This is a genomic window from Arthrobacter sp. B2a2-09, assembly GCF_027587375.1.
In the GTDB taxonomy this organism is placed as follows: Bacteria; Actinomycetota; Actinomycetes; order Actinomycetales; family Micrococcaceae; genus Arthrobacter.
Genome location: NZ_JAMXIC010000016.1, coordinates 39,827 through 65,530 on the forward strand (window position 1 = coordinate 39,827; position 25,704 = coordinate 65,530).

General features: G+C 62.6%; 33 protein-coding genes. 5 read left to right on the top strand and 28 right to left on the bottom strand.

Annotation, left to right across the window (positions count from 1 at the left end):
- Window positions 1–153 precede the first annotated feature (153 nt).
- From NFJ07_RS16465 to NFJ07_RS16495, 7 genes are all read right to left on the bottom strand, one after another.
- Window positions 154–1,194, bottom strand: coding sequence for a sugar phosphate isomerase/epimerase family protein (locus NFJ07_RS16465; protein ID WP_269995930.1), 1,041 nt, complete (start codon window positions 1,192–1,194; stop codon window positions 154–156).
- Between the two features lie 70 nt (window positions 1,195–1,264).
- Window positions 1,265–2,884 carry an ABC transporter substrate-binding protein gene (locus NFJ07_RS16470; RefSeq protein WP_269995931.1) on the bottom strand — a complete coding sequence of 540 codons (1,620 nt, stop codon included), beginning with the start codon at window positions 2,882–2,884 and terminating at the stop codon, window positions 1,265–1,267.
- Window position 2,885: 1 nt separating this feature from the next.
- Window positions 2,886–3,731 (bottom strand): ATP-binding cassette domain-containing protein, encoded by an 846-nt coding sequence (locus tag NFJ07_RS16475; RefSeq protein ID WP_269995933.1) that lies wholly within the window; start codon window positions 3,729–3,731, stop codon window positions 2,886–2,888.
- Entirely contained in the window at window positions 3,728–4,783 is a 1,056-nt protein-coding gene (locus tag NFJ07_RS16480; RefSeq protein WP_269995934.1) for an ABC transporter ATP-binding protein, read from the bottom strand. Before NFJ07_RS16480 ends, NFJ07_RS16475 begins: the two co-directional genes overlap by 4 nt.
- Window positions 4,783–5,799 carry an ABC transporter permease gene (locus NFJ07_RS16485; protein ID WP_269995936.1) on the bottom strand — a complete coding sequence of 339 codons (1,017 nt, stop codon included), beginning with the start codon at window positions 5,797–5,799 and terminating at the stop codon, window positions 4,783–4,785. The genes NFJ07_RS16480 and NFJ07_RS16485 overlap by 1 nt, the downstream gene beginning before the upstream one ends.
- A 10-nt stretch (window positions 5,800–5,809) precedes the next feature.
- Window positions 5,810–6,697 carry an ABC transporter permease gene (locus NFJ07_RS16490; protein ID WP_269995937.1) on the bottom strand — a complete coding sequence of 296 codons (888 nt, stop codon included), beginning with the start codon at window positions 6,695–6,697 and terminating at the stop codon, window positions 5,810–5,812.
- Window positions 6,694–7,803 (bottom strand): sugar phosphate isomerase/epimerase family protein, encoded by a 1,110-nt coding sequence (locus tag NFJ07_RS16495; RefSeq protein WP_269995939.1) that lies wholly within the window; start codon window positions 7,801–7,803, stop codon window positions 6,694–6,696. Before NFJ07_RS16495 ends, NFJ07_RS16490 begins: the two co-directional genes overlap by 4 nt.
- Before the next feature lie 118 nt (window positions 7,804–7,921).
- Here NFJ07_RS16495 and NFJ07_RS16500 point away from each other — a divergent pair, with 118 nt between their 5' ends.
- From NFJ07_RS16500 to NFJ07_RS16520, 5 genes are all read left to right on the top strand, one after another.
- Window positions 7,922–8,620: a FadR/GntR family transcriptional regulator gene (locus NFJ07_RS16500; protein WP_269995940.1), complete on the top strand. Its 699-nt coding sequence runs from the start codon at window positions 7,922–7,924 to the stop codon at window positions 8,618–8,620.
- 37 nt (window positions 8,621–8,657) lie between these two features.
- The gene (locus tag NFJ07_RS16505; RefSeq protein WP_269995941.1) at window positions 8,658–10,118 is read left to right on the top strand and encodes a chlorohydrolase family protein; all 1,461 of its coding nucleotides are present in this window, start codon (window positions 8,658–8,660) and stop codon (window positions 10,116–10,118) included.
- A gap of 269 nt (window positions 10,119–10,387) precedes the next feature.
- Window positions 10,388–11,338, top strand: a complete 951-nt coding sequence (locus NFJ07_RS16510; protein ID WP_269995942.1) for a carbohydrate ABC transporter permease — start codon at window positions 10,388–10,390, stop codon at window positions 11,336–11,338.
- Entirely contained in the window at window positions 11,335–12,273 is a 939-nt protein-coding gene (locus NFJ07_RS16515; RefSeq protein WP_269995944.1) for a carbohydrate ABC transporter permease, read from the top strand. Before NFJ07_RS16510 ends, NFJ07_RS16515 begins: the two co-directional genes overlap by 4 nt.
- Window positions 12,274–12,327: 54 nt before the next feature.
- Window positions 12,328–13,674, top strand: a complete 1,347-nt coding sequence (locus NFJ07_RS16520) for an ABC transporter substrate-binding protein (protein ID WP_269995946.1) — start codon at window positions 12,328–12,330, stop codon at window positions 13,672–13,674.
- Between the two features lie 107 nt (window positions 13,675–13,781).
- On the opposite strand, the gene map is transcribed toward NFJ07_RS16520, so the two are convergent.
- The 21 genes from map to rplD all read right to left on the bottom strand — a co-directional run bounded on the left by map (window position 13,782) and on the right by rplD (window position 25,701).
- Complete coding sequence (gene map / locus NFJ07_RS16525) at window positions 13,782–14,609, bottom strand: type I methionyl aminopeptidase (RefSeq protein ID WP_269995948.1); 828 nt, start codon at window positions 14,607–14,609, stop codon at window positions 13,782–13,784.
- 180 nt (window positions 14,610–14,789) lie between these two features.
- Window positions 14,790–15,359 carry an adenylate kinase gene (locus NFJ07_RS16530; protein ID WP_269996024.1) on the bottom strand — a complete coding sequence of 190 codons (570 nt, stop codon included), beginning with the start codon at window positions 15,357–15,359 and terminating at the stop codon, window positions 14,790–14,792.
- 5 nt (window positions 15,360–15,364) lie between these two features.
- Window positions 15,365–16,675 (bottom strand): preprotein translocase subunit SecY, encoded by a 1,311-nt coding sequence (gene secY, locus NFJ07_RS16535; protein ID WP_269995949.1) that lies wholly within the window; start codon window positions 16,673–16,675, stop codon window positions 15,365–15,367.
- A 187-nt stretch (window positions 16,676–16,862) separates the two neighbouring features.
- Window positions 16,863–17,345 (bottom strand): 50S ribosomal protein L15, encoded by a 483-nt coding sequence (rplO, locus tag NFJ07_RS16540; RefSeq protein ID WP_059387372.1) that lies wholly within the window; start codon window positions 17,343–17,345, stop codon window positions 16,863–16,865.
- A complete protein-coding gene (rpmD, locus tag NFJ07_RS16545) occupies window positions 17,345–17,551 on the bottom strand; it encodes a 50S ribosomal protein L30 (RefSeq protein ID WP_059387371.1) in 207 nt (68 codons plus the stop codon). The genes rplO and rpmD overlap by 1 nt, the downstream gene beginning before the upstream one ends.
- 2 nt (window positions 17,552–17,553) lie before the next feature.
- Window positions 17,554–18,225, bottom strand: coding sequence for a 30S ribosomal protein S5 (gene rpsE, locus NFJ07_RS16550; RefSeq protein ID WP_269996025.1), 672 nt, complete (start codon window positions 18,223–18,225; stop codon window positions 17,554–17,556).
- Between the two features lie 29 nt (window positions 18,226–18,254).
- Entirely contained in the window at window positions 18,255–18,638 is a 384-nt protein-coding gene (rplR, locus tag NFJ07_RS16555) for a 50S ribosomal protein L18 (protein ID WP_236812276.1), read from the bottom strand.
- Window positions 18,639–18,641: 3 nt separating this feature from the next.
- Window positions 18,642–19,178, bottom strand: coding sequence for a 50S ribosomal protein L6 (gene rplF, locus NFJ07_RS16560; protein WP_059387368.1), 537 nt, complete (start codon window positions 19,176–19,178; stop codon window positions 18,642–18,644).
- An 18-nt stretch (window positions 19,179–19,196) separates the two neighbouring features.
- Entirely contained in the window at window positions 19,197–19,595 is a 399-nt protein-coding gene (gene rpsH / locus NFJ07_RS16565) for a 30S ribosomal protein S8 (protein WP_207615006.1), read from the bottom strand.
- A 77-nt stretch (window positions 19,596–19,672) separates the two neighbouring features.
- A complete protein-coding gene (gene rplE, locus NFJ07_RS16570; protein WP_269995950.1) occupies window positions 19,673–20,260 on the bottom strand; it encodes a 50S ribosomal protein L5 in 588 nt (195 codons plus the stop codon).
- Window positions 20,260–20,619 (bottom strand): 50S ribosomal protein L24, encoded by a 360-nt coding sequence (gene rplX, locus NFJ07_RS16575; protein WP_078108092.1) that lies wholly within the window; start codon window positions 20,617–20,619, stop codon window positions 20,260–20,262. The genes rplE and rplX overlap by 1 nt, the downstream gene beginning before the upstream one ends.
- Before the next feature lie 3 nt (window positions 20,620–20,622).
- Complete coding sequence (gene rplN, locus NFJ07_RS16580) at window positions 20,623–20,991, bottom strand: 50S ribosomal protein L14 (RefSeq protein WP_003803789.1); 369 nt, start codon at window positions 20,989–20,991, stop codon at window positions 20,623–20,625.
- A 347-nt stretch (window positions 20,992–21,338) separates the two neighbouring features.
- Window positions 21,339–21,638, bottom strand: a complete 300-nt coding sequence (rpsQ, locus tag NFJ07_RS16585) for a 30S ribosomal protein S17 (RefSeq protein ID WP_059387365.1) — start codon at window positions 21,636–21,638, stop codon at window positions 21,339–21,341.
- Window positions 21,635–21,958 carry a 50S ribosomal protein L29 gene (gene rpmC / locus NFJ07_RS16590; protein ID WP_269995957.1) on the bottom strand — a complete coding sequence of 108 codons (324 nt, stop codon included), beginning with the start codon at window positions 21,956–21,958 and terminating at the stop codon, window positions 21,635–21,637. The genes rpsQ and rpmC overlap by 4 nt, the downstream gene beginning before the upstream one ends.
- Window positions 21,959–21,960: 2 nt before the next feature.
- Window positions 21,961–22,377, bottom strand: coding sequence for a 50S ribosomal protein L16 (gene rplP, locus NFJ07_RS16595; protein ID WP_234749058.1), 417 nt, complete (start codon window positions 22,375–22,377; stop codon window positions 21,961–21,963).
- Complete coding sequence (rpsC, locus tag NFJ07_RS16600) at window positions 22,378–23,214, bottom strand: 30S ribosomal protein S3 (RefSeq protein WP_028265102.1); 837 nt, start codon at window positions 23,212–23,214, stop codon at window positions 22,378–22,380.
- Window positions 23,215–23,580: a 50S ribosomal protein L22 gene (gene rplV, locus NFJ07_RS16605; RefSeq protein WP_028265103.1), complete on the bottom strand. Its 366-nt coding sequence runs from the start codon at window positions 23,578–23,580 to the stop codon at window positions 23,215–23,217.
- Window positions 23,581–23,618: 38 nt separating this feature from the next.
- On the bottom strand, window positions 23,619–23,900 hold the full coding sequence (rpsS, locus tag NFJ07_RS16610; RefSeq protein ID WP_018773666.1) for a 30S ribosomal protein S19: 282 nt from the start codon (window positions 23,898–23,900) through the stop codon (window positions 23,619–23,621).
- 12 nt (window positions 23,901–23,912) lie between these two features.
- Entirely contained in the window at window positions 23,913–24,752 is an 840-nt protein-coding gene (gene rplB / locus NFJ07_RS16615; RefSeq protein ID WP_028265104.1) for a 50S ribosomal protein L2, read from the bottom strand.
- Window positions 24,753–24,781: 29 nt separating this feature from the next.
- A complete protein-coding gene (gene rplW / locus NFJ07_RS16620; protein ID WP_059387362.1) occupies window positions 24,782–25,087 on the bottom strand; it encodes a 50S ribosomal protein L23 in 306 nt (101 codons plus the stop codon).
- Window positions 25,084–25,701: a 50S ribosomal protein L4 gene (gene rplD / locus NFJ07_RS16625; RefSeq protein ID WP_269995962.1), complete on the bottom strand. Its 618-nt coding sequence runs from the start codon at window positions 25,699–25,701 to the stop codon at window positions 25,084–25,086. Before rplD ends, rplW begins: the two co-directional genes overlap by 4 nt.
- Window positions 25,702–25,704 lie beyond the last annotated feature (3 nt).

Sequence of the window (25,704 nt, forward strand, 5' to 3'; positions counted from 1 at the left end):
CTCCTCCCCACCCAAGTAGTCCCCACCGCCCCCCTCGCCTCGCAAGCTCGGCCAGGGAACCCTGGCGGCGTGGGCCCCGGCAGTTGTTGTCGTTATGAGCCGTCTAAACGACAACAACTGCGAGTCAGTTGGTTGGGGACGATGCGGTCATGCCTATACCGCTGCTCCGATCCGGGACAACGCGTCCCTCAAGGCTTTCGCCGAGACGTCAATGAAGTGCGCACCGTCGTACGGGGCGGTCCGCAAGTCGCTGAGCCGCGGCGCCTCGCCCCGTTCCGCCCGCTCCGAGTAGTCCGCGGCCATGTTCCGGATGCTGGCCACCTCTTCGGGGTCCAAGTCAGGGTGCATGGCAATCCATTCAGGATCGTCGAGGCCGATTGGCAAGTGCAGGGTGGGACCTGCGTTCTCGATCGAGAGCGGCAGGTCCGGGTTCTCGGCGTGCAGGATGCCGAGTACCGCGTCCCAATCGATCGAGCCTTGGCCGATCGGCGCGAAGACCCTCCCAAAGACGCCGCCCTGTTCACCGAGGACAAAGTCCCGCAAGTGCGTGGCCCGGGTGTACGGTGCCACGCGACGCGCGGCACCCACGGGATCTTCCCCACGCACCACTACGTTGGCCGTGTCAAAGGTGACCCCGAGGACATCCGGCCCCACGGCTTCCACGAGGCGGACTATTTCATAGCTCGTGATCTCTTCGTGGGTCTCGATGTTCATGTGCACGCCGTGGTCCCGGGCAACCGGGGCAAGGAGCCGCAGGAACTTCTCGATCGCCACGAGCTGGTCGGCCCACGGCGCGTCGGTCCGGAAGCGGTCGAAAACGTAGTAGCCCGGCATGCCGCGCTGGTAGTTGGCACACGCCACCCACAAGTCCGTCACGCCTGCGGCTTCGTGCGCGGCCTCGATCATCTTGATCATGCCGCGTGTGTAGTCGCCGTCGCCGAGCCTCCGGACCTGGGGCGCTTCGGCCGTCGCGTACGGGTTGACCTTTGCGAGACCCATCTGGAGGTAGAGGTTGAGTGAATCCGCGCAGTCCCGGACCTCTGCGAGCAAGCCGCGGTCCAGGGTTGGGGAGACGTCCATGACGCTACGGAAATACACCCCTTCCATCCCCATGGCGTGCGCCCGCTCGAGGATACGGATCGCCGAGTCGTCCGCTTCGTGGGGGATTTTGCTTCCATCGACACCAATTCGCATTTTCGCGTCCTTAGCTAGTTCTTCATGCTTGTGGTTGTCACCCGAGGGTGTCCGTATCCGGGGGTCGCCCCTAGCGTCCCCAGTTGTAGAAGGTGGTTGACGAGGCGTAGTCAAAGGCCTTCACCGAGTGGGCCAGCACCGCGGTGAATTGCGCACGGTAGAGGATGATGGTGGGCGAACTGGCCCGCCACGCGTCCACCAGTGCATTGATGTACGGCTGCTGGTCCTGCAGGCTCGGCGCGTCATCGAGCTTCTTCATGAGCTCCGGCGTGCCTGGAATGCAGATGTGCTGGTTGTTGAAGCTGCTGCCGCAGGTCATCTTCTTGCGAAGCTCGTACGCAGCGACCGCACCGGCGCTCTCGAAGAGCAGCGCGGACTGGTATTTGCCCGTGTTGAACTTCGTGGCGAAGGCAGTGGGCGTCTGCGAATCGATGTTGACCGTAACGCCTATGTCCTCCCACGAGGCTTTCAGGATCGTCGCAAGCGTGGAGACCCCTGGCGATGTCGGGTTGATCATGAGGTCGATCTGGGGATTCTCCAGGCCCGACTCCTTGACCAATGCCCGCGCCCGGTCCTTGTCGAGGGGGCGGGGGGCCGAGCGTTGCGGGTCGAATCCTGGTGTTCCTGGAACAAAGGGACCGTAGTAGCTGTCCGCGTAGCCGTAGGCCACGCTGGCCTTGATCTGTTCATACGGCACCGCGTACGTCAGCGCTTCGCGCAATTTCGGATTCGACGTCACTCCGGAGGAGTTGTCGAAGGACACCGTGACCGGGGCAAAAGCCGGGGCGGAGGCGACTGTGCAGCAGTCGTTCTGGCTCAGTTCGTGAACCACGTATGGTGGCAGCCCCAAGGTCACATCCGCCTCGCCCCGGCGTGCCTGCAGCATCAGGGTGGGGATCGAGGTGATGAAGTTGACGCGGACCACCGGTTCCTTGGCGGCTTGGCCGTAGTAGTTCGGATTACGCTTGAGCACCGCATAGTTGTTGGCCACATACTCGTCCAAGACGTAGGGGCCGCTGCTGCTGGCAGTGTGCGCGGCCAACCATTGATTCGGCACGCCCTTCTTGTCCTCGCCGTGTTCCTTGATCACCTTCGGGTCATAGATCGACCCGCGGCTTTGCCCCAACGTCACCAGGATTGCGGGGTAGGCACGTGATAGCTGTAGCCGGACAGTCTGGGGGTCCACCACTACGACGCCGCTGATCAGGGGTGGATCCGTCAAACCGATCTGCAAGCCCAATGAACCGCATCCGCCGATCGTGAGATTCCGCATGATCGAGTAACGGACGGCTTCGGCATCCAAAGGGTCGCCGTTGGCGAACTTGGCTCCCGGGTGCAATGAGAACGTGTAGGCCTTCCCATCGGGGGACACCGTCCAGGACGTGGCCAAGTCCCCTTTTACCCGGGCCGGATCCGTGTTGGCCACGAGCGTGCCGTCGGGCTGTTGATCCTCGTCGAGCTTGACCAGCCTGGCGTAAAAGTTGCTGGCGAAGCTGTTTTCATTGCCGGCGCAGACGAACGCCGGATCGATGTTGGTCAGCGTCGTGGCCCAGTTCACGGTGAAGGGCCGGCTGGCCGGGTCGGACGACGCAGCCGGGCTAGCACAGCCCGCAAGGGCGAGCAGGCTCGCGGCGGCGAGGAACGACGTCGTCCTCTTCGTCAAGGTGCGCAGAGTAGGCAGGGTCCTCATCTCACTTTCCTTCCATGGCTACGGCCGTCCCGGCCGCCGCAAGCGCTTTGGCCCGACGGCGAGCGCCGGGGACCGCGTCCAGCAGCGCACGGGTATAGGGATGGGTGGTGTTGTCGAAAACGTCCGCTGAGGTTCCGGCTTCCACGATCTGTCCTGAATTCATGACGGCGATGTGATGGCTCATGAGCCGGGCCACTGCCAAGTCATGGACGATGAACAGGTAGGTCAACCCGAGCTCATCCTGGAGGTCGCTCAGGAGGTTGAGGACCTGGGCCTGGATGGAGACGTCCAGCGCGCTCACCGGTTCGTCCAAGACCACGAGGTCAGGGTTGAGGACCAGCGCCCGGGCGATCGCGATCCGCTGGCGTTGACCGCCGGAGAACGCGAACGGATATCGTTGCGCCTGTTTGAGGGTGATCCCGACGCGATCAAGCACTTCCTCGACCCGGCGCGAGCGCTCCGCCGTGCCCGAGACGCCGTGGATGATCAGTGGTTCTTCCACCAGGTCGGCAACGGTGAAGCGGGGATCGAGTGATCCGTTGGGGTCCTGGAACACCATCTGGATACGCTTGCGCATCCGCCGCATCTCCGGCTTCGACAAGGAGGTGAGGTCCACGCCGTCGAACTCGATCAGTCCGCTGTCCACCGCGGTCAGGCCCATGACGCACGCAGCCGTGGTGGACTTGCCGCTGCCCGATTCCCCGACGAGCCCCAGCGTTTGTCCGCGCCGTAGCTCGAAGGAGACATCCCTCAGGATCTGGGTCCGGTTCCGGGAGCCGAGCCCCGTGCCGTAGGACTTGTTGAGGTTCGCCACCCGCAAGAGCGGGGCTGTGGCTACGTTGCTCATGCTGCATCTCCTGGGGTATCGCTCGCGAAATGGCAGCGGACGACGGCGCCGCCCGCCAAGGTGCGGGCCTCGGGCCGTTCCGTTGCGCACCGTAGTTCGTCCCGGCCGATCGGGCATCGGGAGACAAAGGGGCATCCGGGCTCATCCACGGAAAGGTCCGGGGGCGAGCCGGGGATGGCCGGTAACGCGCCCCGCTTGGCAGTGGCGGGGTCGATGACACAGTCCAGAAGCGCCTTCGAGTACGGGTGCGCCGGCGCGCCGAAAAGGGACCGGGTGCTGCTGGATTCGACGAAGCGCCCCGCGTACATGACGTTGACGCTGTCGCAGAGTTCTTCCACGATCCCCAGGTTGTGGGTAATCATCACCAGCGCATTGCCGCGTTCGTCGCAGATTTTGGCCAGGAGATCGAGGACTTGTGCCTGCGTAGTGACGTCCAAGGCAGTGGTGGGTTCGTCCGCGATGACCACGGCGGGATCGTTGGCGATGGCCATGGCAATGAGCACCCGCTGCCTCATGCCCCCGGAGTACTGGTGGGGGTAGTCGGCGATCCTCCGTCCGGGATCGTTGACGCCCACCTCGGCAAGGAGTTCGCAGGCCATCCGCCGGGCCACCTTGGCGGACACGTCTTGGTGTACCCGGATGGTTTCCACGAACTGGGTTCCGATGGTCTTGAGGGGATCCAGGGCAGCCATCGGGTCTTGGAATACCAGGCCGATGTCCCGGCCCCGGATCTTGGAGATCCCGGCGTCGTCAAGGCCCACGAGCTCTGTTCCGCCGAGCTTGACGCTGCCGCCAACAATGCGGCCCGGAGGCGGGACAAGCCCTACTAGGGACATGGCGAGGGCGGATTTTCCGGAGCCCGATTCACCGACGATCGCCAATCTCTGCCGCTTGTAGAGATCGAACGATACGTCCCGCACCGCGTGGACGGTTCCCGAGGCGGTGTAGAAACTGGTGGTTAGACCGTTGACGCTCAGCACGGGCGCCTGGTCCGGGATCCCGTCGCGGGCCATGCTCCGGGAAGGAAAGGGAAGTGCGTTGGTGTGCGACATCAGCGGGCTCCTACTCGGGTGCGGGGATCTGCAGCGGTCATGATGAGGTCCGCGACAAGGCTGACCACCACGTAGAGGATGGCGGCCAGCAGGAGCACTGCCTGGACCACGGCAAAGTCCTTCTGGATGATGGCATCGGCGGTCATGGAACCTATCCCCGGCCATCCGAACACTTTCTCGACCAGCAGGCTTCCCGCCAGGAGATCGGCGAACAACAGCGAAGCAGCCGGTAACAGTGCCAACAGGCCGTGCGGAGCCACGTGGCGCGAATAGACCGGGAACCTGCGCAGGCCATGGCTCTGGGCGACGGTGACAAAGGTTTCGCGCAGCGTGCCGCGGAGCTGGTTCCGGTACAACCGGCTGAGGAAGGCGAACGGACCCAAGGCGATAATCGTCGCGGGCAGAATCAGGTGCCAGCCCGCATTGGCGAAGGTCCCCCACTGTCCCGCAAGCAGGGCGTCCACGGTAAACATGCCGGTGACGTTCGGCGGGCGGAGGGTCCCCGGTGACAGGCGGCCTTCAGGACCCGGGAAAATCCCGAGCTGGATCGAGAGAACCAGCAAGGCAAGAAGGGCGATCCAGAAGGGTGGCGATCCCATGGCCAGGGAAGAGGCGATTCGAAGAAGCCGGTCCGGCCACCGGCGTCGTGAGTAGACAGCGATGCTCGCGGCAAGGACCGCCGCCACAATGGCAATGATGACCGACAGCAGCCCCAGTTCGATCGTCGCCGGTAGCCGTTGGGCCAGGAGGCTGCCCACGCTGTTGCCGGTGCTATACGAGAAACCGAAGTCACCGCGGAGGAGCGAGCCCATGTAGTTCCCGTACTGGACGAACAAGTTGTCATCCAGTCCCATTGACTTCCGCAGCGCCGCGATGGCGTCGTCGGTGGCCGCATCGCCGGCAATGGCTCGAGCAGGGTCACCGGGAATCTTGCGAAGGAGGATGAAGGCGAAGATCGAGGCGCCGAAGACCGTGGCCAGTGCTACGCCGAGCCGTTTGAAAATGGTGCTAATCATCTCCGAAACCTCACTTCGCCTGGACGAATTCGCCGCGTGGGTCCAGGACTTCCCGGGCCCTGTCGGCGATCATGGTGGTCAGGCTGACGGCAAGGAGCAGGCCTAGGCCGGGGAAACCCGCGATCCACCATTGACCCGTCAGGAAGAATTGCTGGCCGTCCGTGATCATTTCTCCCCATTCGGCCGTCGGGGGTTGCGCACCGAGGCCCAGGTAACCGAGGGCAGCCAGGGAGAGCACCGACGCACCGAAGACGGCGGCCATCTGCAGGATCATGATGGGGACCAGGTGCGGGAAAACGTGGCGGAAGAGCACGCGGGCGGGGTGTGCTCCGAGTGCGACAGTGGAACGAACGAAATCCTGGCCGTACAAGCGCATCACCTCCCCGCGTAGGGTCCGCATGTACCAGGGGAACGAGTGCAGCGAAAGCCCGATGACCACGGCCGTTACCCCCGGCTGCAGTGCCATCGCGATCGCCATTGCCAGGAGGATGGCCGGGAAGCAGAGGATGGAGTTGGTCAGCCACGTGAAGAGTGTGTCCACCCAGCCGCGCATGGATCCCGCCAAAAGGGCCGCGATACAGCCAGCTACGGCGCCGATCAAGGCAATGGTCAGGCCGGCCAGGATCGATGTCTGGCCACCCGCCAGGACCCGGGCCAACACATCACGGCCCGTGTCGTCCGTACCCATGGGGTGTCCCAGGCCAGGAGCCTGGAGGACGGCGCCGAGGTTGATGGCATCGGGCTGGACGCGCCAGACCAAGGGGCCAATCAAGGTGGCCACAATGAGGGCGGCCAGGAACGACAGGGTCATGGTCAACGTCCTGTCCCGCCGAAGGAAGCTCCTGAAGGGTCTCCTTCGGGCCGGGACAACGATCTGTGGGGCGGCAATGGCTGTCATGAGAGTCCTTCCTCTCCGGAAAGGATCGTGGCCGGCTTCTTCACGCCGGCACCGATCGATGTGAGGATCGTCCGCAGCGTGGCGGCGCTGTGGAGCAGTTGACGACGACGCTCGGCAGGACCGGGCTCGTCGTCCCAGTCGGCGAGCTCGGGGAAACGCCCATGCGCTACGCCGTCGTGCGTCGCAACACCGAGCCGGGCCAACTGGCCCAGCCCCGCGGCGTCGAGGTGGGGTTCGTGGGTGAACCACGAACGGTCGAATACCGGGGCATCGAACTTTCCCCGGTGCTGTTCCAGGGTGAAGTCCCGTACCCCGGCACGGAAAAGGTGGCCGAGGATCGCTTCCCAGTCGAAGACCCCCTCGCCGACTGCCCGCAAGCGACGCCGGTAACCATGCGGCAGGGGGAACAGGACTGCGTCCTCCAAATGGGTCATCCTGACGTACGGTCCAAGCGCCCGGGCCGCCTCGACGGGATCCTCCCCACGGACCACGAGGTTGGCTACATCGAATCCGATTCCGAAGACTGCAGGATCCAATGCCTGGACAAGCGCCTGCACTTCCGGTGAAGCCAGGTCTTCGTGGGTCTTGACGTTGATGCGGACCTTGGCGTCACGCGCGGCGGGTGCGAGCGCCTCGAGGTTCGCTCGGATGAGCCGGAGCTGGGCAGGGTGGTCGAGGAACCTGCCTTGTTCCGCGGCCCCTTCGCGAACTGATCGTGTGTAAACGAAAAACTCAGTGACTCCTAGTTCCAGGCCCTGGGCCAGGGTCCTGTTCAGCCCGGCCCGAACCGTGGCGGGATCATCGAACGGTCCCGCACAGCCCAGGCCAAGCTGGAGCTCGACGCCTGCATGCCGGGCTTCCTCTGCCACCTCATGCAGTTCGCCAGGCTTGTGGAGTTCGCCAGGCGCGTCACCGGAAAGCTCCGCGGCGATGCTGTTGAGCACCACGAGGGTGAAGCCGTCATCCAAGGCGGCCCGCAGCGATTCCAGGAGTGGCCGGTCTTCGTGGGCCGGGTAGCGGGTGAACTGGACTCCCAGGCGCGTCTCCGGCAGTTCGCCGGTGCCGAGGGGCAGCGAATCAGGTAGCAGATGTGTGATCTGGGTCATGTTGGAAAAGATACACTCGTAAGACGTCTTACGAAAGAGTAGATTTTCCGAGCCCCATGTGAGACGCTTCGTTGACGGAAGTGGATCCGCGAACAGCATGCCTAGCAAGGAGGGCACCATGACGGTGAATGGCCGGCGCAGCGTCGTCGACGATGCGATCGACGACATCCGCCTGCGGATCCGAGAGGGCGAATGGGGTCTCGGAGACCGTATTCCGCCCGAGCCGGAGCTCGGAAGGGCCTTGGGCCTCAGCCGGGCACCCCTCCGGGAAGCCCTCCGCGCATTGGTACATGCAGGCCTTCTGGTGACACGGCAAGGTGACGGGACCTTCGTCGCCGCGGTGGACGAACAAGAGGTCGCCTTGCGCAAGGGCCTCCAGGGAGCGGACCGGCTCGAAGCCATCGAAGTCCGCCGAAGCCTTGACATTCCCGCGGCAGCCCTCGCCGCGCAGCGCCGGGACCAGGTGGACCTTGACAAGCTCCGGGACGCGCTCGATCGACGCCGCGCCGCTGCGGAAGCCCACGACGAAGACGATTTCCGGCAAGCAGACATCGACTTCCACCGAGCCGTGGTGGACGCCGCGCACAACCAACTACTGGCCGGCATCTATGGCTCCCTCGCGGAGAGCATCGACGGTTCGTGGACATCGCCCGAGGGCTTGAACCGTGCCGCCAACACCGAGCACGATAACCACGACGAGCTCTTTGACGCCATCCGCGACCGCTCGGCCCAGGACGCCATGCTGGTGGCTGGAACGATCCTGGACAACCAGGCCTCGGATTTGGCGGGCAAGCCCCCGCGCTCCACGGGCGCCTAGGATCTCCCGCACCGGGACAATACCTGCAAGGGGACCCGTGATTACGCGCATCAAAGCCGCCTTCATCATTGGCTATGCCGACGGCGACCACTGCATCCTGGCCAACGCGGAGCTGGTCCACGACGGCGGGACCATCGTCTTCGTGGGCCGGGACTACCCCGGAGTTGTGGACATCGACGTCGATGCCGGGCAGGCAGTCGTCTCCCCTGGATTCATCGACTTGAACGCCCTGGCAGACATCGACCACGCCCTTTTCGATTCGTGGCCGGATCCGGGCCGGCGCTTGGGCCTCGTCTGGTCCGAGTCCTACCTGCGGGACCACGGAGCCGTGTTCACCCGCGAGCAGGCACGGTTCCGACGCGAGTTTGCCCTGTCGCAATTGGTCCGCAACGGCATCACCACCCTCATGCCCATTGCTTCCGAGAGCTACCACGAATGGTGCGAGGACTACGAGGACCTTGCCGACACCGCCGTCGCCGTGGAAGCCCTTGGCGTCCGGGCCTACCTGGGGCCGAGCTACCGCGCCGCAGTCCCCTATACGGACGGCAAGCGGGTGATGCTCCACGAGGACGAACGGCGCGGCCTCGATGGCCTGGACCAAGCTGTTCGCTTCGCCCAGGACTACGAGGGGCGGGCCCAAGGGCTGATCAGGACGGCGCTGCTACCCGCCCGGATCGAAACGCAGACCGAACAGACCCTCCGCCTCACACGGCAAGCAGCCGATGAGCTCAAGATCCCGGTGCGCCTGCACGCCGCCCAGGGGCTCTTCGAAGTCGAGACCGTGATCGCCCGCACGGGGCGGCGCCCGCTCCCCTATCTGGCCGATCTCGGTTTCCTCGCAGAGCGCACCTACATTCCCCACGCCTGGACCATCCCCGGGCATCCACATATGCCTGCCGCCGCCGGCACGGGGGACGATCTGGCGCTGCTCGCCGGGTCCGGAACGGCGGTCCTGCTCTGTCCCATCCCCATGGCCCACTACGGCGGGATGCTCGACAACTATGACTCCTACCGCGAGCGCGGGGTGCGGATCGTACTGGGCACGGATTCCGCCCCGCCCAATATGATTCGCGCCATGGACCTGGCGATGGGAATGACCAAGACCCTCACCGGAGACCGCTCAAGCGCCCAGGCCGCGGACCTGTTTCGCTCGGCCACCCTGGACCCGGCAGAATCGCTCGGCCGTTCCGACCTGGGCCGCCTGGCACCTGGGGCGCAGGCCGACTATTTCGTCCTGGACCTGACCGGCAGCCACATCGGCCCGCACGCCGACCCCATCCGCACCCTGGTCATGAACGCGGACGGGCGGGACATCACGCGGGTAGTGGTGGCCGGCCGGACCATTGTGGACGAGGGAGAAATTGTCACGGTGGACACGAGCGACTACCGGGAACGTGCCCAGGATTTCCTGAACCACTACATTGCCTCGCTGACCGCCTCGGATTACGCCCACCGGCCTATCCACGAGCTCCTTCCGCCCAGCTTTCCCCTGCGCTGATCCCGCACGGCACGCCGGGCTTTCGGTGGCGGAAGAACAAACGGTAGTCGTGCCTCGAATGTAAACACGGCCCGACCCTCCACGAAACATCGAGTAAACGACCGCAGAAGGCTTGTCCAACAATCCCGCGAACAGCCGTTTTTTTGACTTGACAGGTGTTCCCGTGTGGTGAGCTAAAACTAGCCGCCCCCTTTGATCCAACAATTCGAATTGACCCAACAGTTCGAGTTTGGCGCGCCCCGATATCTGCAAACCGTTAGAGACCTCCCATGACAAGACAACTGACAGGCAGCCCCGCGGCCCCCGCGCAGGCTGTCCAGGCCCCTCAGCGCCGGGGACGTTGGTCCGGCCGAACCCGACGCGACTTCTTTGTGTTCCTGGCACTGGCCTTGCCGAACTTGGCGCTGATCGCGGTGTTCACGTATCTGCCCTTGGTCAACAACATGTATTACTCGACCCTTGACTGGACCCTGGGCTCCACCTCGGCCACCGTTGTGGGCTTCGACAACTACATCAACTTCTTCACCAGCTCCGACGCCCCGCAAGTACTTGGCACCACGGTCATCTTCACCGTGGTAACTGTCGGCGGTTCCATGGTGCTGGGCCTCTTGGTGGCCCTGGCCTTGAACGCGAAGGTCCGCGGCACCACATTTGCGCGTTCCGCCGTCTTCGCCCCCTACGTCCTCAGCGGCGTAGGCGTCGGCCTCGTGTGGCTGTTCATCTTCGACCCCGGATACGGCGTGCTGTCTTGGCTGCTTCGGGGCATTGGCCAGCAAAGCCCCCAGTGGATCAACGATCCGCAGCTCTCCCTCGTGATGGTCATCATCGTCTACGTGTGGAAGAACCTGGGCTACTGCGCGGTCGTGTACCTCGCCGGGCTCCAGTCGCTCCCGAAGGACGTCATGGAAGCCGCTTCCCTGGATGGCGCCAACGGCTTCCGCCGCTTCATGAGCATTTCCGTTCCGCTGCTCTCGCCCACCACGTTCTTCTTGCTGATCACCACGATGATCAGCTCGCTTCAAGCCTTTGACCTGATCCGCATCATGACACCGCTGGGCAACGGCACCAGCACGCTGATCTACGAGGCCTACCTGCAGGCCTTCGGTGCCTACAACCGCGCCGGATACTCCGCCGCCATCTCAGTGGTGCTCTTCGCCATCCTGCTCATCATCACCGTGCTCCAGTTGCGGTTCGTCGAACGGAAGGTGCACTACTCATGAGCACGCTCTCTCCCGTCAGCCCCAACTCCGCGACCGGCGTCGGGACCCTGAAAGCTCCCGACGCCGGTCCGGAACTTCCGGCGCAACGCGACCGCCCGTTCTCCCGCGCAAACCTCGTACAGACACTCGCCGGAGGCTACATCCCGCTGATCGTGGCCACCCTGGTGGTGGTCCTGCCGCTGTTGTGGATGTTGTTGAGTTCCTTCAAGCAGCCGGGCGAGATCGTCACCACGGATCTCAAGATCCTGCCGCAGGGCCTGAACCTGGAGAACTACCACACGGCCATGACCACAGTGCCGTTCGCGCGGTTCTTCCTGAACAGCCTGATCGTCACCACGGTCGGCTCCACGGTCAAGGTGATCCTGGCTATCCTGACCGCTTACGCCCTGGTTTTTGTCCGGTTCCCGTTCAAGAACGTCATCTTCGTCGTGATCCTCGTGGCCCTGATGGTGCCGCCGCAGGTGTCGATCCTCCCCAACTACATCCTGATCGCAGGAATCGGCGGGAAGAACACCCTGTGGGGAATCATTCTTCCGGGCCTCGGCACGGCCTTCGGGACCTTCCTCCTTCGCCAGCATTTCAAGACGCTTCCGGGGTCCATTCTCGAAGCCGCGGAAATCGACGGCGCGGGCCATTGGCGCAGGCTGTGGCAAGTTGTCGTCCCCGTGTCGCTCCCCTCCATCGCCACCGTGGCCCTTGTCACCGTGGTCAGCGAATGGAACGACTACATCTGGCCGCTGATCATCACCGACCGGCCGGAAACCATGACCCTCCCGGTCGGCCTTACCCTGCTTCAGAACTCTGAAGGAAACGGCGCCGGCTGGGGGATCCTGATGGCCGGGGCAGTCCTGGTGATCATCCCCATCCTCCTGGTCTTCGCAGCGTTGCAACGCTACATCGTTGCCGGGCTCACCCAGGGCAGCGTCACCGGCTAGCAACACCGCACCAAACAAAACCTCACCACCTTTGCATCCTTGAGAGGACCAACCATGGCAATGAATCTTGATCGTAGAAACTTCCTGGGGCTCGCCGGACTTGGGGTCGGCGCCGCCGCCCTGGCAGCATGCGGCGGTCCGTCGACCAGCGGCAGCGTAGCGAGCAGCAGCCCTTCAGACATCGACTTCACCGGCGTCAAGCCGGCCGGTTCGTTCGACTTCTGGACCAGCCACCCCGGGCAGTCCCAGGCCGTCGAGCAATCCATCATCGACAAATTCCAGGCGAAGTTCCCGGACATCAAGGTGAACCTCGTGACCGCAGGCGCCAACTACGAGGAAATCGCCCAGAAGTTCCAGACGTCGCAGGCTGCGAAGTCAGCCCTCCCCGGCCTCGTAGTGCTCTCCGACGTCTGGTGGTTCCGCTACTACACCAACGGCAACATCATTCCGTTGGACGGACTCATCAAGCAGCTGGACGTCAAAATTGATGACTTCCAGAAGTCCCTCGTAGCGGACTACCAGTACGCCAACAAGCAGTGGGCGCTCCCCTATGGCCGCTCCACCCCGCTCTTCTACTACAACAAGGACCACTTCAAGGCCGCCGGCCTTCCGGACCGTGCTCCCAAGACATGGCAGGAGTTCGCCGACTGGGCCCCCAAGCTCCAGGCCAGCTCGGGCGCGAAGTACGCCTACATCTACCCCGCCCTTGCCGGATACGCCGGCTGGACCCTGCAGAACAACCTGTGGGGCTGGGGCGGCAGCTGGTCCAACGGGTGGACCTTCAACTGCGATTCCACTGAGTCCGTCGCGGCGCTGCAGTGGGCCCAGGACTCCATCTACAAGGACAAGTGGGCCGGCGTCTCCTCCAAGAATGCCGCGGACGACTTCGCCGCAGGCATTACGTCCACCACGATCTCTTCCACCGGGGACCTGCTGGGCGTGCTGAAGTCCGCCAAGTTCAACGTCGGCGTCGGCTTCATGCCGGGCGGGCCCAAGGCCGAGACCAACGTCTGCCCCACCGGCGGCGCCGGACTCGGGATTCCCAGCGGCGTCAGCAAGGAAGTCCAGCTCGCGGCTGCCACTTTCCTTAAATTCATGACCGAACCCGAGAACACTGCGGCATTCTCCGCCGCGACCGGCTACATGCCCACGCGCGTCTCCGCGGACATGACGGCAGTCCTCGCAAAGACTCCCCAGATCAAGACGGCCATGGACCAGCTAGCCGTTACCAAGGTGCAGGACAACGCCCGTGTCTTCCTGCCCGGTGCCGATCAGGAGATGGCCAAGGCTGCCGCTAAGATCCTCACCCAGCAGGGCGACGTGAAGGCCACCATGACGGACCTCAAGGCAACCCTCGATGGCATTTACACCAAGGACGTGAAGCCCAAGCTCAAGAGCTAGGGCTCTACGCACCGAGTGCTGCCCCCTGCCCAACTAGCTCGCAGTTAATGTCGTTTTGATGGCTCAGAACGACATCTAATGCGAGCTAGTTGGGCAGCCGCGTCTGATCAGGGAATCGGAACGGGCACGACGCCGAGCGGCACCAGTTGCGCTGCACCGCCGTCGGACGCGGAAAGCACCCAGATGCCCTTTTCGTGGACGGCGACCGAGTGCTCCCACTGGCACGAACGCTTGCCGTCGGTGGTCACCACGGTCCAGTCGTCGTCGAGGGTTGCTGTTTCGATACTGCCGCGGACGAGCATGGGCTCGATGGCAAGGCACAGTCCCGGCCTGACCTTCGGGCCGCGGTGCGTGGTGCGATAGTTCAACACATCAGGGGCCATGTGCATCTCGGAGCCGATGCCGTGGCCTACGTAGTCTTCCAGGATGCCCAGCGGCTTTCCCGGTACGGAGGAGACGTAGTCATCCACGGCGTTGCCGATGTCGCCGACAAACTTGCCTTTGGCCAAAGCAGCGATTCCACGCCACATGGCGTCTTGGGTGACATCCGAGAGCCGCTGGTCTTCAGGATCCGCGGCACCGACTATCACGGTGCGCGCGGAGTCGGAGTGCCAACCATCAACGATCGCTCCGCCATCAATTGAAATGATGTCCCCGTCCTTGAGGACGCGGTCACCGGGGATGCCGTGGACCACTTCCTCGTTGACGGAAGTGCAGATGGTCGCCGGGAAGCCGTGGTACCCAAGGAAATTCGACTTCGCTCCCGCGTCGATGAGGACCGCCGCAAACACGGCGTCGATCTCACGCGTGGTCACGCCCGGTTTCGCAGCCTCAACGGCCGCGTCGAGCGCTCTGCTGAGGACCAATCCGGCCTCTTGCATCTTGCGCATTTGCTCATTGGTCTTGTATTCGATGCGGGGCTGGCCGAACGCCATGGTCTCCTCTTGTAGTGTGCTGCTTGCGGTGGGCTGCAGAAGCAGATCACCCTCTGATCTCTCTTATTTTCGCGCATCAGCGGCCCTGCCTGAAACCGGGGGAACAGAAAAGGGCGTGTCCCGCGCGGGGAGCAGCTCACTCCGGCGCGGGACACACCCTTTTCAACAGTCATGCGGCGACTAGACCGCTTTGGCCGCCTCGATAGCCAACAACACGCGATCCGTGACCTCGTCGATGCCGCCAATGCCATCGACTTGGGTCAGGATGCCGCGTTCGGCATACTTGGCCACGACGGCCTCGGTCTGCTCGTGGTAGAGGTCCAGGCGGTGGCGGATGACACCTTCGTTGTCGTCCGAGCGCCCGGTCTCCTTGGCACGGCCCAACAAGCGCGAAACAAGTTCCTCGTCGTCGGCGGTCAGCTGAAGCACGACGTCGAGCTTCTCTTCCGTGCCGGCGAGGATCTGGTCCAGGTATTCCACCTGGGCGGTGGTGCGCGGGTATCCGTCGAGCAGGAAGCCGTTCTCGACGTCGCTCTCGCTCAGGCGGTCACGGACCATCTTGTTGGTCACGCTGTCCGGAACGAAATCGCCGGCGTCCATGTACTTCTTGGCTTCGATACCCAGCGGGGTTTCGCCCTTGACGTTTGCACGGAAGATGTCGCCCGTGGAAATGGCGACTACGCCCAAGCGCTCGGAAATCCGCTCAGCCTGGGTTCCCTTGCCCGAACCCGGAGGTCCAATGATCAGCATTCTCGTCATCGCAAAAGCCCTTCGTAGTGACGTTGTTGTAGCTGCGCATCAATCTGCTTGACGGTTTCCAGGCCCACACCCACCATGATCAGAATTGACGTGCCACCGAACGGGAAGTTCTGGTTGGCGCTGATCAGGACGAGTGCGACCAGCGGAATCAACGCCACGAAGCCCAAGTAGAAGGCACCGGGGAGGGTGATCCTGGAAAGCACGTACTGCAGGTAGTCCGCGGTCGGTTTACCCGCCCGGATGCCCGGAATGAACCCGCCGTACTTCTTCATGTTGTCCGAGACCTCTTCAGGGTTGAAGGTGATCGCGACGTAGAAGTAGGTGAAGAACACGATCATGGCGAAGTACAGCGCCATGTAGATGGGGTGGTCGCCCTTGGTGAGGTTGTTGTTGATCCACTCAACCCACGGGGCGATGGACTCTCCGGCCTTCGGCTGATTGAACTGCGCAATCAGCCCCGGCAGGTAGAGCATGGAGGAAGCGAAGATGACGGGCACGACGCCGGCCATGTTCACCTTGATGGGGATGTAGGTGCTGGTGCCGCCCACGGTGCGCCGGCCGATCATGCGCTTGGCGTACTGGACCGGAATGCGCCGCTGGGACTGCTCCACGAAGACTACGAGTGCGACGGTCACGAGGCCGATCGCCAACACCATGAAGAATGTGCCCGGTCCCTTGGAGTTCCAGATGGCACCAAGCGAGGTTGGGAAACCGGCTGCGATGGAAGTGAAGATGAGCAGCGACATGCCGTTGCCCACACCCTTCTCGGTAACCAGTTCGCCCATCCACATGATGAGGCCCGTACCGGCCGTCAAGGTGATGACCACAAGGATCGTGGCGATGATGCTGGTATCGGGGATGATCGGCAGCTGGCAGTTGGGCAGCAGCTGCCCGGAGCGCGCCAGGGACACCAAAGTGGTGGCGTTCAGCAGGCCCAGCGCAATGGTCAGATAACGCGTGTACTGCGTCAGCTTCGACTGGCCCGAGGCACCTTCGTCATACAGCTCCTGGAACCGCGGTATGACCACGCGGAGCAGCTGCACGATGATGCTGGCCGTGATGTACGGCATGATCCCCAGGGCAAAGATCGATACCTGCAGCAGTGCACCACCGCTGAACAGGTTGACGAGCTGGTAGAGGCCGCCCTGGTCCTGATTGCTTGACAAACATTGCTGAACATTTTGGTAGCTCACACCAGGCGAGGGGATAAAAGCTCCCAAGCGGAAGATTGTGATGATTCCCAGCGTGAACAACAACTTGCGTCGCAGATCAGGCGTACGAAATGCCCGGCCGAATGCGCTTAGCAAGCGTCCTCCTGAGTTAAAAGTCCAAGGGTGTCGAAGGGGTCATTGAAACCCAACACCCGAGTCTAACGGCTTGATGCGCCATGCGAACAATCGAGGGGTGGGCGCGACATGAAAAAACTCCCGGCGCGGGGGGCCGAAGCCCTCCACACCGGGAGTCTTTTTACAGCGGGCTGTGCCCCAAAGCCCTTTAGAGGGCAGTGGTGGTGCCGCCTGCTGCTGCAATCTTCTCAGCTGCGCTGGAGGAGAAGGCGTGGGCGGTGACGTCGACCTTGACGGTGATGTCGCCGGTGCCCAGCACCTTGACGGGCTGGTTCTTGCGAACGGCACCCTTCTCAACCAGGGACTCGACGGTGACAGCGCCACCTTCCGGGAACAGCTCGTTGAGCTTGTCCAGGTTTACAACCTGGAACTCAACCCGGAACGGGTTCTTGAAGCCGCGAAGCTTCGGCAGGCGCATGTGCAGCGGCAGCTGGCCGCCGGCAAAGCCAGCCTTGACCTGGTAGCGGGCCTTCGTACCCTTGGTACCGCGACCGGCGGTCTTACCCTTGGAGCCTTCACCACGACCAACACGGGTCTTGGCAGTCTTGGCACCGGGGGCGGGACGCAGGTGGTGGACCTTCAGAGTGTTCTGCTTGTCGGCAGCCTCTGCGGCGGTTTTGTTCTCAGCCATTACTTCGCCTCCTCTACATTCACGAGGTGCGGAACCGTGTTGAGCATTCCAACAGTCACGGCGTCAGCGGTACGGACAACAGTGTGTCCGATGCGCTTGAGGCCGAGGGACCGCAGGGTTTCACGCTGGTTCTGCTTGGCGCCGATGACGCCCTTGATCTGGGTGATCTCCAACTGAGCGTCGGAGGGAGTCAGGTTCTTAGCCATGACTAGGCACCTGCCTTCTGGTTCTGGAGTGCACGCACCAGAGCAGCAGGAGCAACCTCGTCCAGCGGCAGGCCACGGCGGGCTGCCACGGAAGCGGGCTCTTCCAGTCGCTTCAGGGCGTCAACAGTCGCGTGAACGATGTTGATGGCGTTCGAGGAACCGAGCGACTTGGAGAGAACGTCGTGGATACCGACGCATTCCAGTACCGCGCGGACCGGACCACCGGCGATAACACCGGTACCCGGGGAAGCCGGACGCAGCATGACAACGCCTGCTGCGGCCTCACCCTGCACGCGGTGCGGGATGGTGTTTCCAACGCGGGGAACGCGGAAGAAGGACTTCTTAGCCTCTTCAACGCCCTTAGCGATAGCTGCCGGAACTTCCTTCGCCTTGCCGTAGCCAACGCCAACCAGGCCGTTGCCGTCACCGACGACGACGAGGGCGGTGAAGCTGAAGCGACGACCACCCTTGACGACCTTGGCAACACGGTTGATGGTTACAACGCGCTCTACGAACTGGCTCTTCTCGGCCTCGCGACCGCCGTCGCGGCCACCACGGCCACCACGGTCGCCGCGGCCCTGGCCACGGTCACCACGCTCGCCACGACGGCCGCCGCGGCGGTCGTCGGTGGCAGCAGCGGTCTCAGTTGCCTCAGCAGCTGCGCCTTCAGTCACCTGAATGTCCTTTTCGTTATTCTCAACGGTCACAGTGCCAGACCACCTTCACGTGCGCCGTCAGCGACGGCGGCGATGCGGCCGTGGTACTTGTTACCACCGCGGTCGAAGACAACAGCTTCGATGCCTGCAGCCTTGGCACGCCCGGCAACGAGCTCGCCGACGCGCTTGGCCTTGGCAGTCTTGTCGCCGTCGAATGCACGAAGGTCAGCTTCCAAAGTGGAAGCGTAAGCCACGGTTACACCCTTGCTGTCATCGACAACCTGGACGAAGATGTGGCGTGCGGAGCGGTTGACGACCAGACGAGGACGAGCAGCCGTGCCGGTGATGCGCTTGCGGATACGAAGCTGGCGACGGCTGCGTGCAGCAGACTTGCTCTTGTTCGTACGCTTCTTGTTAATTGCGATGGCCATGGTTTACTTACCAGCCTTTCCGACCTTGCGGCGGATAACTTCGCCGGCGTAACGGACACCCTTGCCCTTGTAGGGGTCGGGCTTGCGCAGCTTGCGAATGTTGGCAGCAACCTCGCCGACCTGCTGCTTGGAGATACCAGCGACGGAGAGCTTGGTCGGCCCCTCCACCGTGAAGGTGATGCCTTCCGGAGCGGAGACATTGACCGGGTGGCTGAAGCCGAGAGCGAACTCAAGGTCAGAACCCTTGGCCTGAACGCGGTAACCGGTACCAACGATTTCAAGCTTCTTTTCGTAGCCCTTGGTGACGCCCTCGATCATGTTGGCGATCAGGGTGCGGGTCAGGCCGTGCAGGGAACGCGAAGCGCGCTCGTCGTTCGGGCGGGTGACAGTCAAGGTGCTCTCGTCCAGGGTGACCTCGATCGGGCTGGCTACAGTGTGGCTCAGCTCGCCTTTGGTGCCCTTGACGTTGATGACAGAGCCATCAACCTTAACTTCAACGCCGGCAGGAACGGTGATGGGGAGACGTCCAATACGTGACATTATTCTCTTCCTTTCCCGTTACCAGACGTACGCGAGGACTTCGCCGCCCACGCCCTTCTTGCCGGCCTGCTTGTCAGTCAGGAGGCCGGAAGAGGTGGACAGGATTGCGATACCCAGGCCACCCAGCACGTGAGGCAGGTTGGTGGACTTCGCGTAAACGCGGAGACCAGGCTTGGAAATGCGGCGGACACCAGCGATCGAACGCTCGCGGTTCGGACCGAACTTGAGGTCGATGGTCAGCTTCTTGCCGACTTCGGCTTCCTCTTCCTTCCAGGCAGCAATGTAGCCTTCTGCCTTCAGGATGTCGGCAACGCGTGCCTTGAGCTTGCTGTACGGCATGGTCACGGTGTCGTGGTATGCCGAGTTGGCGTTGCGCAGACGCGTAAGCATGTCTGCGACAGGATCTGTCATAGTCATTTGGGCTCTTGCCCTTCCTCGTAATGGTTTCCGCGTTGGCCGATCAAGCAGCCGCGGCCGGACCTACTACGTAGTTATTAGTCTTCGGATTTGAACGGGAAGCCAAGTGCCTTGAGCAGCGCACGGCCTTCGTCATCGGTCTTTGCAGTGGTGACAACCGTGATGTCCATACCGCGAACGCGGTCGATGGAGTCCTGGTCGATTTCGTGGAACATAACCTGCTCGGTCAGACCGAAGGTGTAGTTGCCGTTGCCGTCGAACTGCTTGCCGTTGAGGCCGCGGAAGTCGCGGATACGGGGCAGGGCGAGGGAAACGAGGCGGTCCACGAATTCCCACATACGGTCCCCACGCAGAGTTGCGTGTGCACCGATGGGCATGCCTTCGCGCAGCTTGAACTGTGCGATGGACTTGCGGGCCTTGGTTACCTGCGGCTTCTGGCCGGTGATCAGGGTGAGGTCGCGGACAGCGCCGTCGATCAGCTTGGAGTCCTTAGCGGCATCTCCAACACCCATGTTCACAACAACCTTCACCAGGCGGGGAACCTGGTTCACGTTCTCGTACTTGAATTCCTCAACCAGGGTCTGCTTGATGGAATCGGCGTACTTCGTCTTCAGACGCGGAACGATCTTCGTCACTGCGGCGGTCTCAGACAGTGTTTCGCTCATCAGATGTCCTTCCCGGATGCCTTGGACACGCGGACACGGACGGTCTTGGAGACGCCGTCCTTCTCAACGGTCTCGAGACGGAAACCAACGCGGGTCGGCTTCTTGGTCGAGGGGTCAACAAGAGCAACGTTGGAGACGTGGATCGGGGCCTCAACGACCTCGATGCCACCGGTCTTGGTGCCGCGCTGCGACTGACCGACCTTGGTGTGCTTGGTGACTCGGTTGATGCCTTCTACGAGAAGGCGGTTGGCCTCCGGGTAAACGCGCAAAACCTTGCCCTGCTTGCCGCGGTCGCCGCCGCGCTCCTGCTTGGCTCCGGTGATGACCTGAACGAGGTCACCCTTCTTGATTTTAGCCATGGACTAAAGCACCTCCGGGGCCAGGGAGACGATCTTCATGAACTTCTTGTCACGGAGCTCACGACCAACCGGGCCGAAGATACGGGTACCGCGGGGGTCGCCGTCGTTCTTCAGAATCACAGCTGCGTTCTCGTCAAACTTGATGTAGGAACCATCCGCACGGCGGCGTTCCTTCTTGGTACGAACGATGACAGCCTTGACGACGTCACCCTTCTTTACGTTGCCGCCCGGGATAGCGTCCTTGACGGTTGCGACAATGACGTCGCCAATGCCTGCGTAGCGACGGCCGGATCCACCGAGAACGCGAATGGTAAGGATTTCCTTAGCACCCGTGTTGTCGGCGACCTTCAGTCGCGACTCCTGCTGAATCAATTTTTACTCCTTGCGTCGCGCCGGTTCTCAGACCGAAATGGAGCATACGGAATGAGCCTTGCGGAACGGTTGATCGGGGTGTCTCTTGACCTGCCTGGATTTTGCCAGTGCAGGCCTAAACTCCCGTGCCGCCAGCATCAGCTTCCCTTGCGGAAATAACTGCGCGGGGCAGTATGCCGCGGCACGATTGTTTACGAGGTGGTTGTTGACGCACAACTGGCGCCATACAAACTCAATATCCTAGCACGTTTTGCGCTACGGACCGAAACGCGGGAAGGCCCGCATTCCTTTCGGAATGCGGGCCTTCCCACCAATCCATATCGCTGCCGGACAAAGCCGGCGCGGGACTACTTAGCCTTTTCGAGGATCTCGACCAGGCGCCACCGCTTTGTAGCGGACAGCGGGCGGGTCTCAGAGATCAGAACGAGGTCGCCGATGCCGGCGGTGTTCTGCTCGTCGTGAGCCTTGATCTTCGAGGTGCGGCGAATGACCTTGCCGTACAGAGCGTGCTTCACGCGGTCTTCAACCTGAACAACGATGGTCTTTTCCATCTTGTCAGAGACAACGTAGCCGCGACGCGTCTTACGGTAACCGCGCTGTTCAGCGCTGGCTGCTGCTTCCGTCACAGTTTCCTTCTGTTCGCTCACTTGGCGTCCTCTCCAGCCTCGGCTTCGGCCTTTTCAGCCTTGGCTTCTGCCTTCTTGGACTTCTTTTCTTCCTTGGCTTCCACAACCGGTGCGGCAACCTCGGCACGAATGCCCAGCTCGCGCTCACGGAGAACGGTGTAGATACGTGCGATGTCCTTCTTTACCGCGCGCAGACGACCGTGGTTCTCCAGCTGACCGGTGGCGGACTGGAAACGCAGGTTGAACAGCTCTTCCTTGGCCTTGCGGAGTTCTTCAACGAGTCGCTCGTTGTCGAAACCGTCCAGCTGTGCGGATGCAAGTTCCTTGGATCCTACTGCCATTTCTATTCACCACCTTCGCGACGCAGAATGCGTGCCTTCAACGGGAGCTTGTGGATTGCCAGGCGCAGTGCCTCGCGAGCAACCGATTCTTCGACGCCGGCGATCTCGAAGAGAACCCGGCCCGGCTTGACGTTTGCGACCCACCATTCCGGAGAACCCTTACCGGAACCCATGCGGGTTTCGGCTGGCTTCTTCGTCAGCGGACGGTCCGGATAGATGTTGATCCAGACCTTGCCGCCACGCTTGATGTGGCGGGTCATCGCGATACGGGCAGACTCGATCTGACGGTTCGTGACGTAAGCCGGGCTCAGCGCCTGGATGCCGTACTCACCGAAAGTGACCTTGGTGCCGCCCGTTGCAGCGCCGGAACGACCCGGGTGGTGCTGCTTACGGTGCTTGACTCGACGTGGGATAAGCATTTAAGCCTGTCCTCCTTCTGCCGCGGGAGCAGCAGCTTCAGCTGCCGGAGCCTCTGCAGCAACAGGTGCTGCGTCAGCTGCCGGACGGTCGGTACGACGACGGCGGTCACCACGGTCGGCGCCACCCGGGCGGCCCGGGCGGTCGCTGGGACCGCGGCCGCGGGACGGAGCAGCAGCTGCCTGCTGAGCCAGTTCCTTGGCCGTGACGTCGCCCTTGTAGATCCAGACCTTCACGCCGATGCGGCCGAAGGTGGTCTTGGCCTCGTAGAAGCCGTAGTCGATGTTCGCACGCAGGGTGTGCAGGGGCACACGGCCTTCGCGGTAGAACTCCGAGCGGGACATTTCTGCGCCACCCAGTCGACCGGAGCAAGCAATACGGATACCCTTGGCACCCGCACGCTGTGCGGACTGCATGGCCTTCTTCATCGCACGGCGGAAAGCCACGCGGGAAGTCAGCTGCTCAGCAACGCCCTGGGCAACAAGCTGGGCTTCCATCTCGGGGTTCTTGACCTCGAGGATGTTCAGCTGAACCTGCTTGCCGGTGAGCTTTTCGAGCTCGCCGCGAATGCGGTCCGCCTCTGCGCCGCGGCGGCCGATGACGATGCCCGGGCGAGCCGTGTGGATGTCCACGCGGACACGGTCACGGGTGCGCTCGATTTCGACCTTAGCGATACCAGCCCGCTCCATGCCCGTGGACATGAGCTGACGGATGCGGATGTCTTCGCGAACGAAGTCCTTGTACCGCTGGCCGGCCTTGGTGCTGTCAGCAAACCAGTGCGATACGTGATCGGTGGTGATGCCGAGTCGGAACCCGTGCGGGTTTACTTTCTGTCCCACTTAGCGAGCCTCCTCTTTCTCCGGGGTAGCGACTACCACGGTGATGTGGCTCGTGCGCTTCTTGATCTGAAATGCGCGACCCTGAGCACGCGGCTGGAACCGCTTCATGGTCGGGCCTTCATCAACAAACGCTTCGCTGATGTAGAGGTCTCCTTCGTCAAAGGCAACGCCATCGCGGTCCGCGAGGACCCGTGCGTTTGCCATTGCCGACTGAACTACCTTGAAAACCGGCTCCGAAGCTGCCTGTTCGGCGAACTTCAGAATTGCCAGAGCCTCATTCGCTTGCTTACCACGAACAAGGTTGACGACGCGCCGGGCCTTCATAGGCGTTACGCGGATGTGACGCGCAATTGCCTTGGCTTCCATTGCTTTCCTTCTCTCGTCTTTGACGTAAGTGCAGGCGCCTAGCGGCGCTTGCCCTTACGGTCGTCCTTGACATGGCCGCGGAATGTCCGCGTGGGAGCGAATTCGCCGAGCTTGTGCCCGACCATCGACTCGGTGACAAACACCGGAATGTGCTTGCGTCCGTCGTGCACGGCGATCGTGTGGCCGAGCATGTCGGGGACGATCATCGAACGGCGGGACCAGGTCTTGATGACGTTCTTGGTGCCCTTTTCGTTTTCCCTGGCGACCTTCACAAAGAGGTGCTGGTCTACGAAAGGACCTTTTTTCAGGCTGCGTGGCATGTGTCCAGGCTCCTATCGCTTGTTCTTGCCAGTACGGCGGCGACGAACAATAAGCTTGTCGCTCTCTTTGTTGGGGCGGCGGGTGCGGCCTTCACGCTTACCGTTCGGGTTGACCGGGTGACGTCCACCGGAAGTCTTACCTTCACCACCACCGTGCGGGTGATCGACCGGGTTCATGGCGACACCACGGACGGTCGGGCGAACGCCCTTCCAGCGCATACGGCCGGCCTTACCCCAGTTGATGTTCGACTGCTCGGCGTTGCCGACCTCGCCGACGGTTGCGCGGCAGCGCACGTCAACGTTGCGGATTTCACCGGAGGGCAGACGCAGCTGGGCGAAACGGCCTTCCTTGGCGACGAGCTGAACCGAAGCACCTGCGGAACGGGCCATCTTGGCGCCGCCACCCGGACGCAGTTCAACTGCGTGGATGGTGGTACCAACCGGGATGTTGCGCAACGGCAGGTTGTTGCCCGGCTTGATGTCAGCGTCGGGGCCAGCCTCGACGAAGTCACCCTGGGACAGCTTGTTCGGGGCGATGATGTAACGCTTGGTGCCATCAACGTAGTGCAGGAGGGCGATGCGAGCCGTGCGGTTCGGATCGTACTCGATTTCGGCAACGCGGGCGTTGACGCCGTCCTTGTCGTGACGACGGAAGTCGATCAGACGGTACTGGCGCTTGTGGCCACCACCCTTGTGACGGGTGGTGATCTTACCGGTGTTGTTACGGCCGCCAGTCTTGTGCAGCGGACGCAGCAACGACTTTTCCGGAGTCGATCGCGTGATTTCGGAGAAGTCGGCTACGCTCGAGCCGCGACGGCCCGGGGTAGTCGGCTTGTATTTACGGATTCCCATAATTCATTTCCTCGTTAAAGTGGTCTCCGCTACGCGAGCGGACCGCCGAAGATGTCGATTGTGCCTTCTTTGAGGGTGACAATTGCACGCTTGGTGCTCTTGCGCTGTCCCCAGCCGAATTTGGTGCGCTTGCGCTTACCGGCACGGTTGATGGTGTTGATCGATTCGACCTTGACGGAGAAAATCTTCTCCACGGCCAGCTTGATCTCGGTCTTGTTCGAGCGGGGGTCCACCAGGAAGGTGTACTTGCCCTCGTCGATCAGGCCGTAGCTCTTTTCCGAAACGACGGGTGCAATGACGACGTCGCGCGGGTCTTTGATGGTGGCTGCACTCACTTGGCATCCTCCTCGTTCTTTGCCTTGTCAGCGATGAAAGCCTCGAACGCAGCCTTGGTGAAGACCACGTCGTCGGAAACCAGCACGTCGTAGGTGTTCAGCTGGTCTGCGTACAGAACGTGAACATCTGCGAGGTTGCGCACGGACAGTGCAGCAACGTCGTTGGCGCGCTCGATCACAACGAGCAGGTTCTTACGCTCGGAGACTGCACGCAGCGAGGCCAGTGCTTCCTTGGAGGACGGCTTGGTGCCGGCGACCAGTTCAGCAACGACGTGGATGCGGCCGTTACGGGCGCGGTCAGACAGGGCGCCACGCAGTGCGGCAGCCTTCATCTTCTTGGGGGTCCGCTGGCTGTAGTCACGCGGCGTCGGGCCGTGGACGATGCCACCACCGGTCATGTGAGGAGCACGGATGGAACCCTGACGGGCGCGGCCGGTGCCCTTCTGCTTGAACGGCTTGCGGCCTGCACCGGAAACTTCGGCGCGGGTCTTGGTCTTGTGGGTACCCTGGCGAGCAGCAGCGAGCTGTGCGACGACGACCTGGTGCAGCAGCGGCACGTTGGTCTGGACGTCGAAGATCTCTGCAGGCAGGTCTACCTTGACAGTGCTAGTCATCTA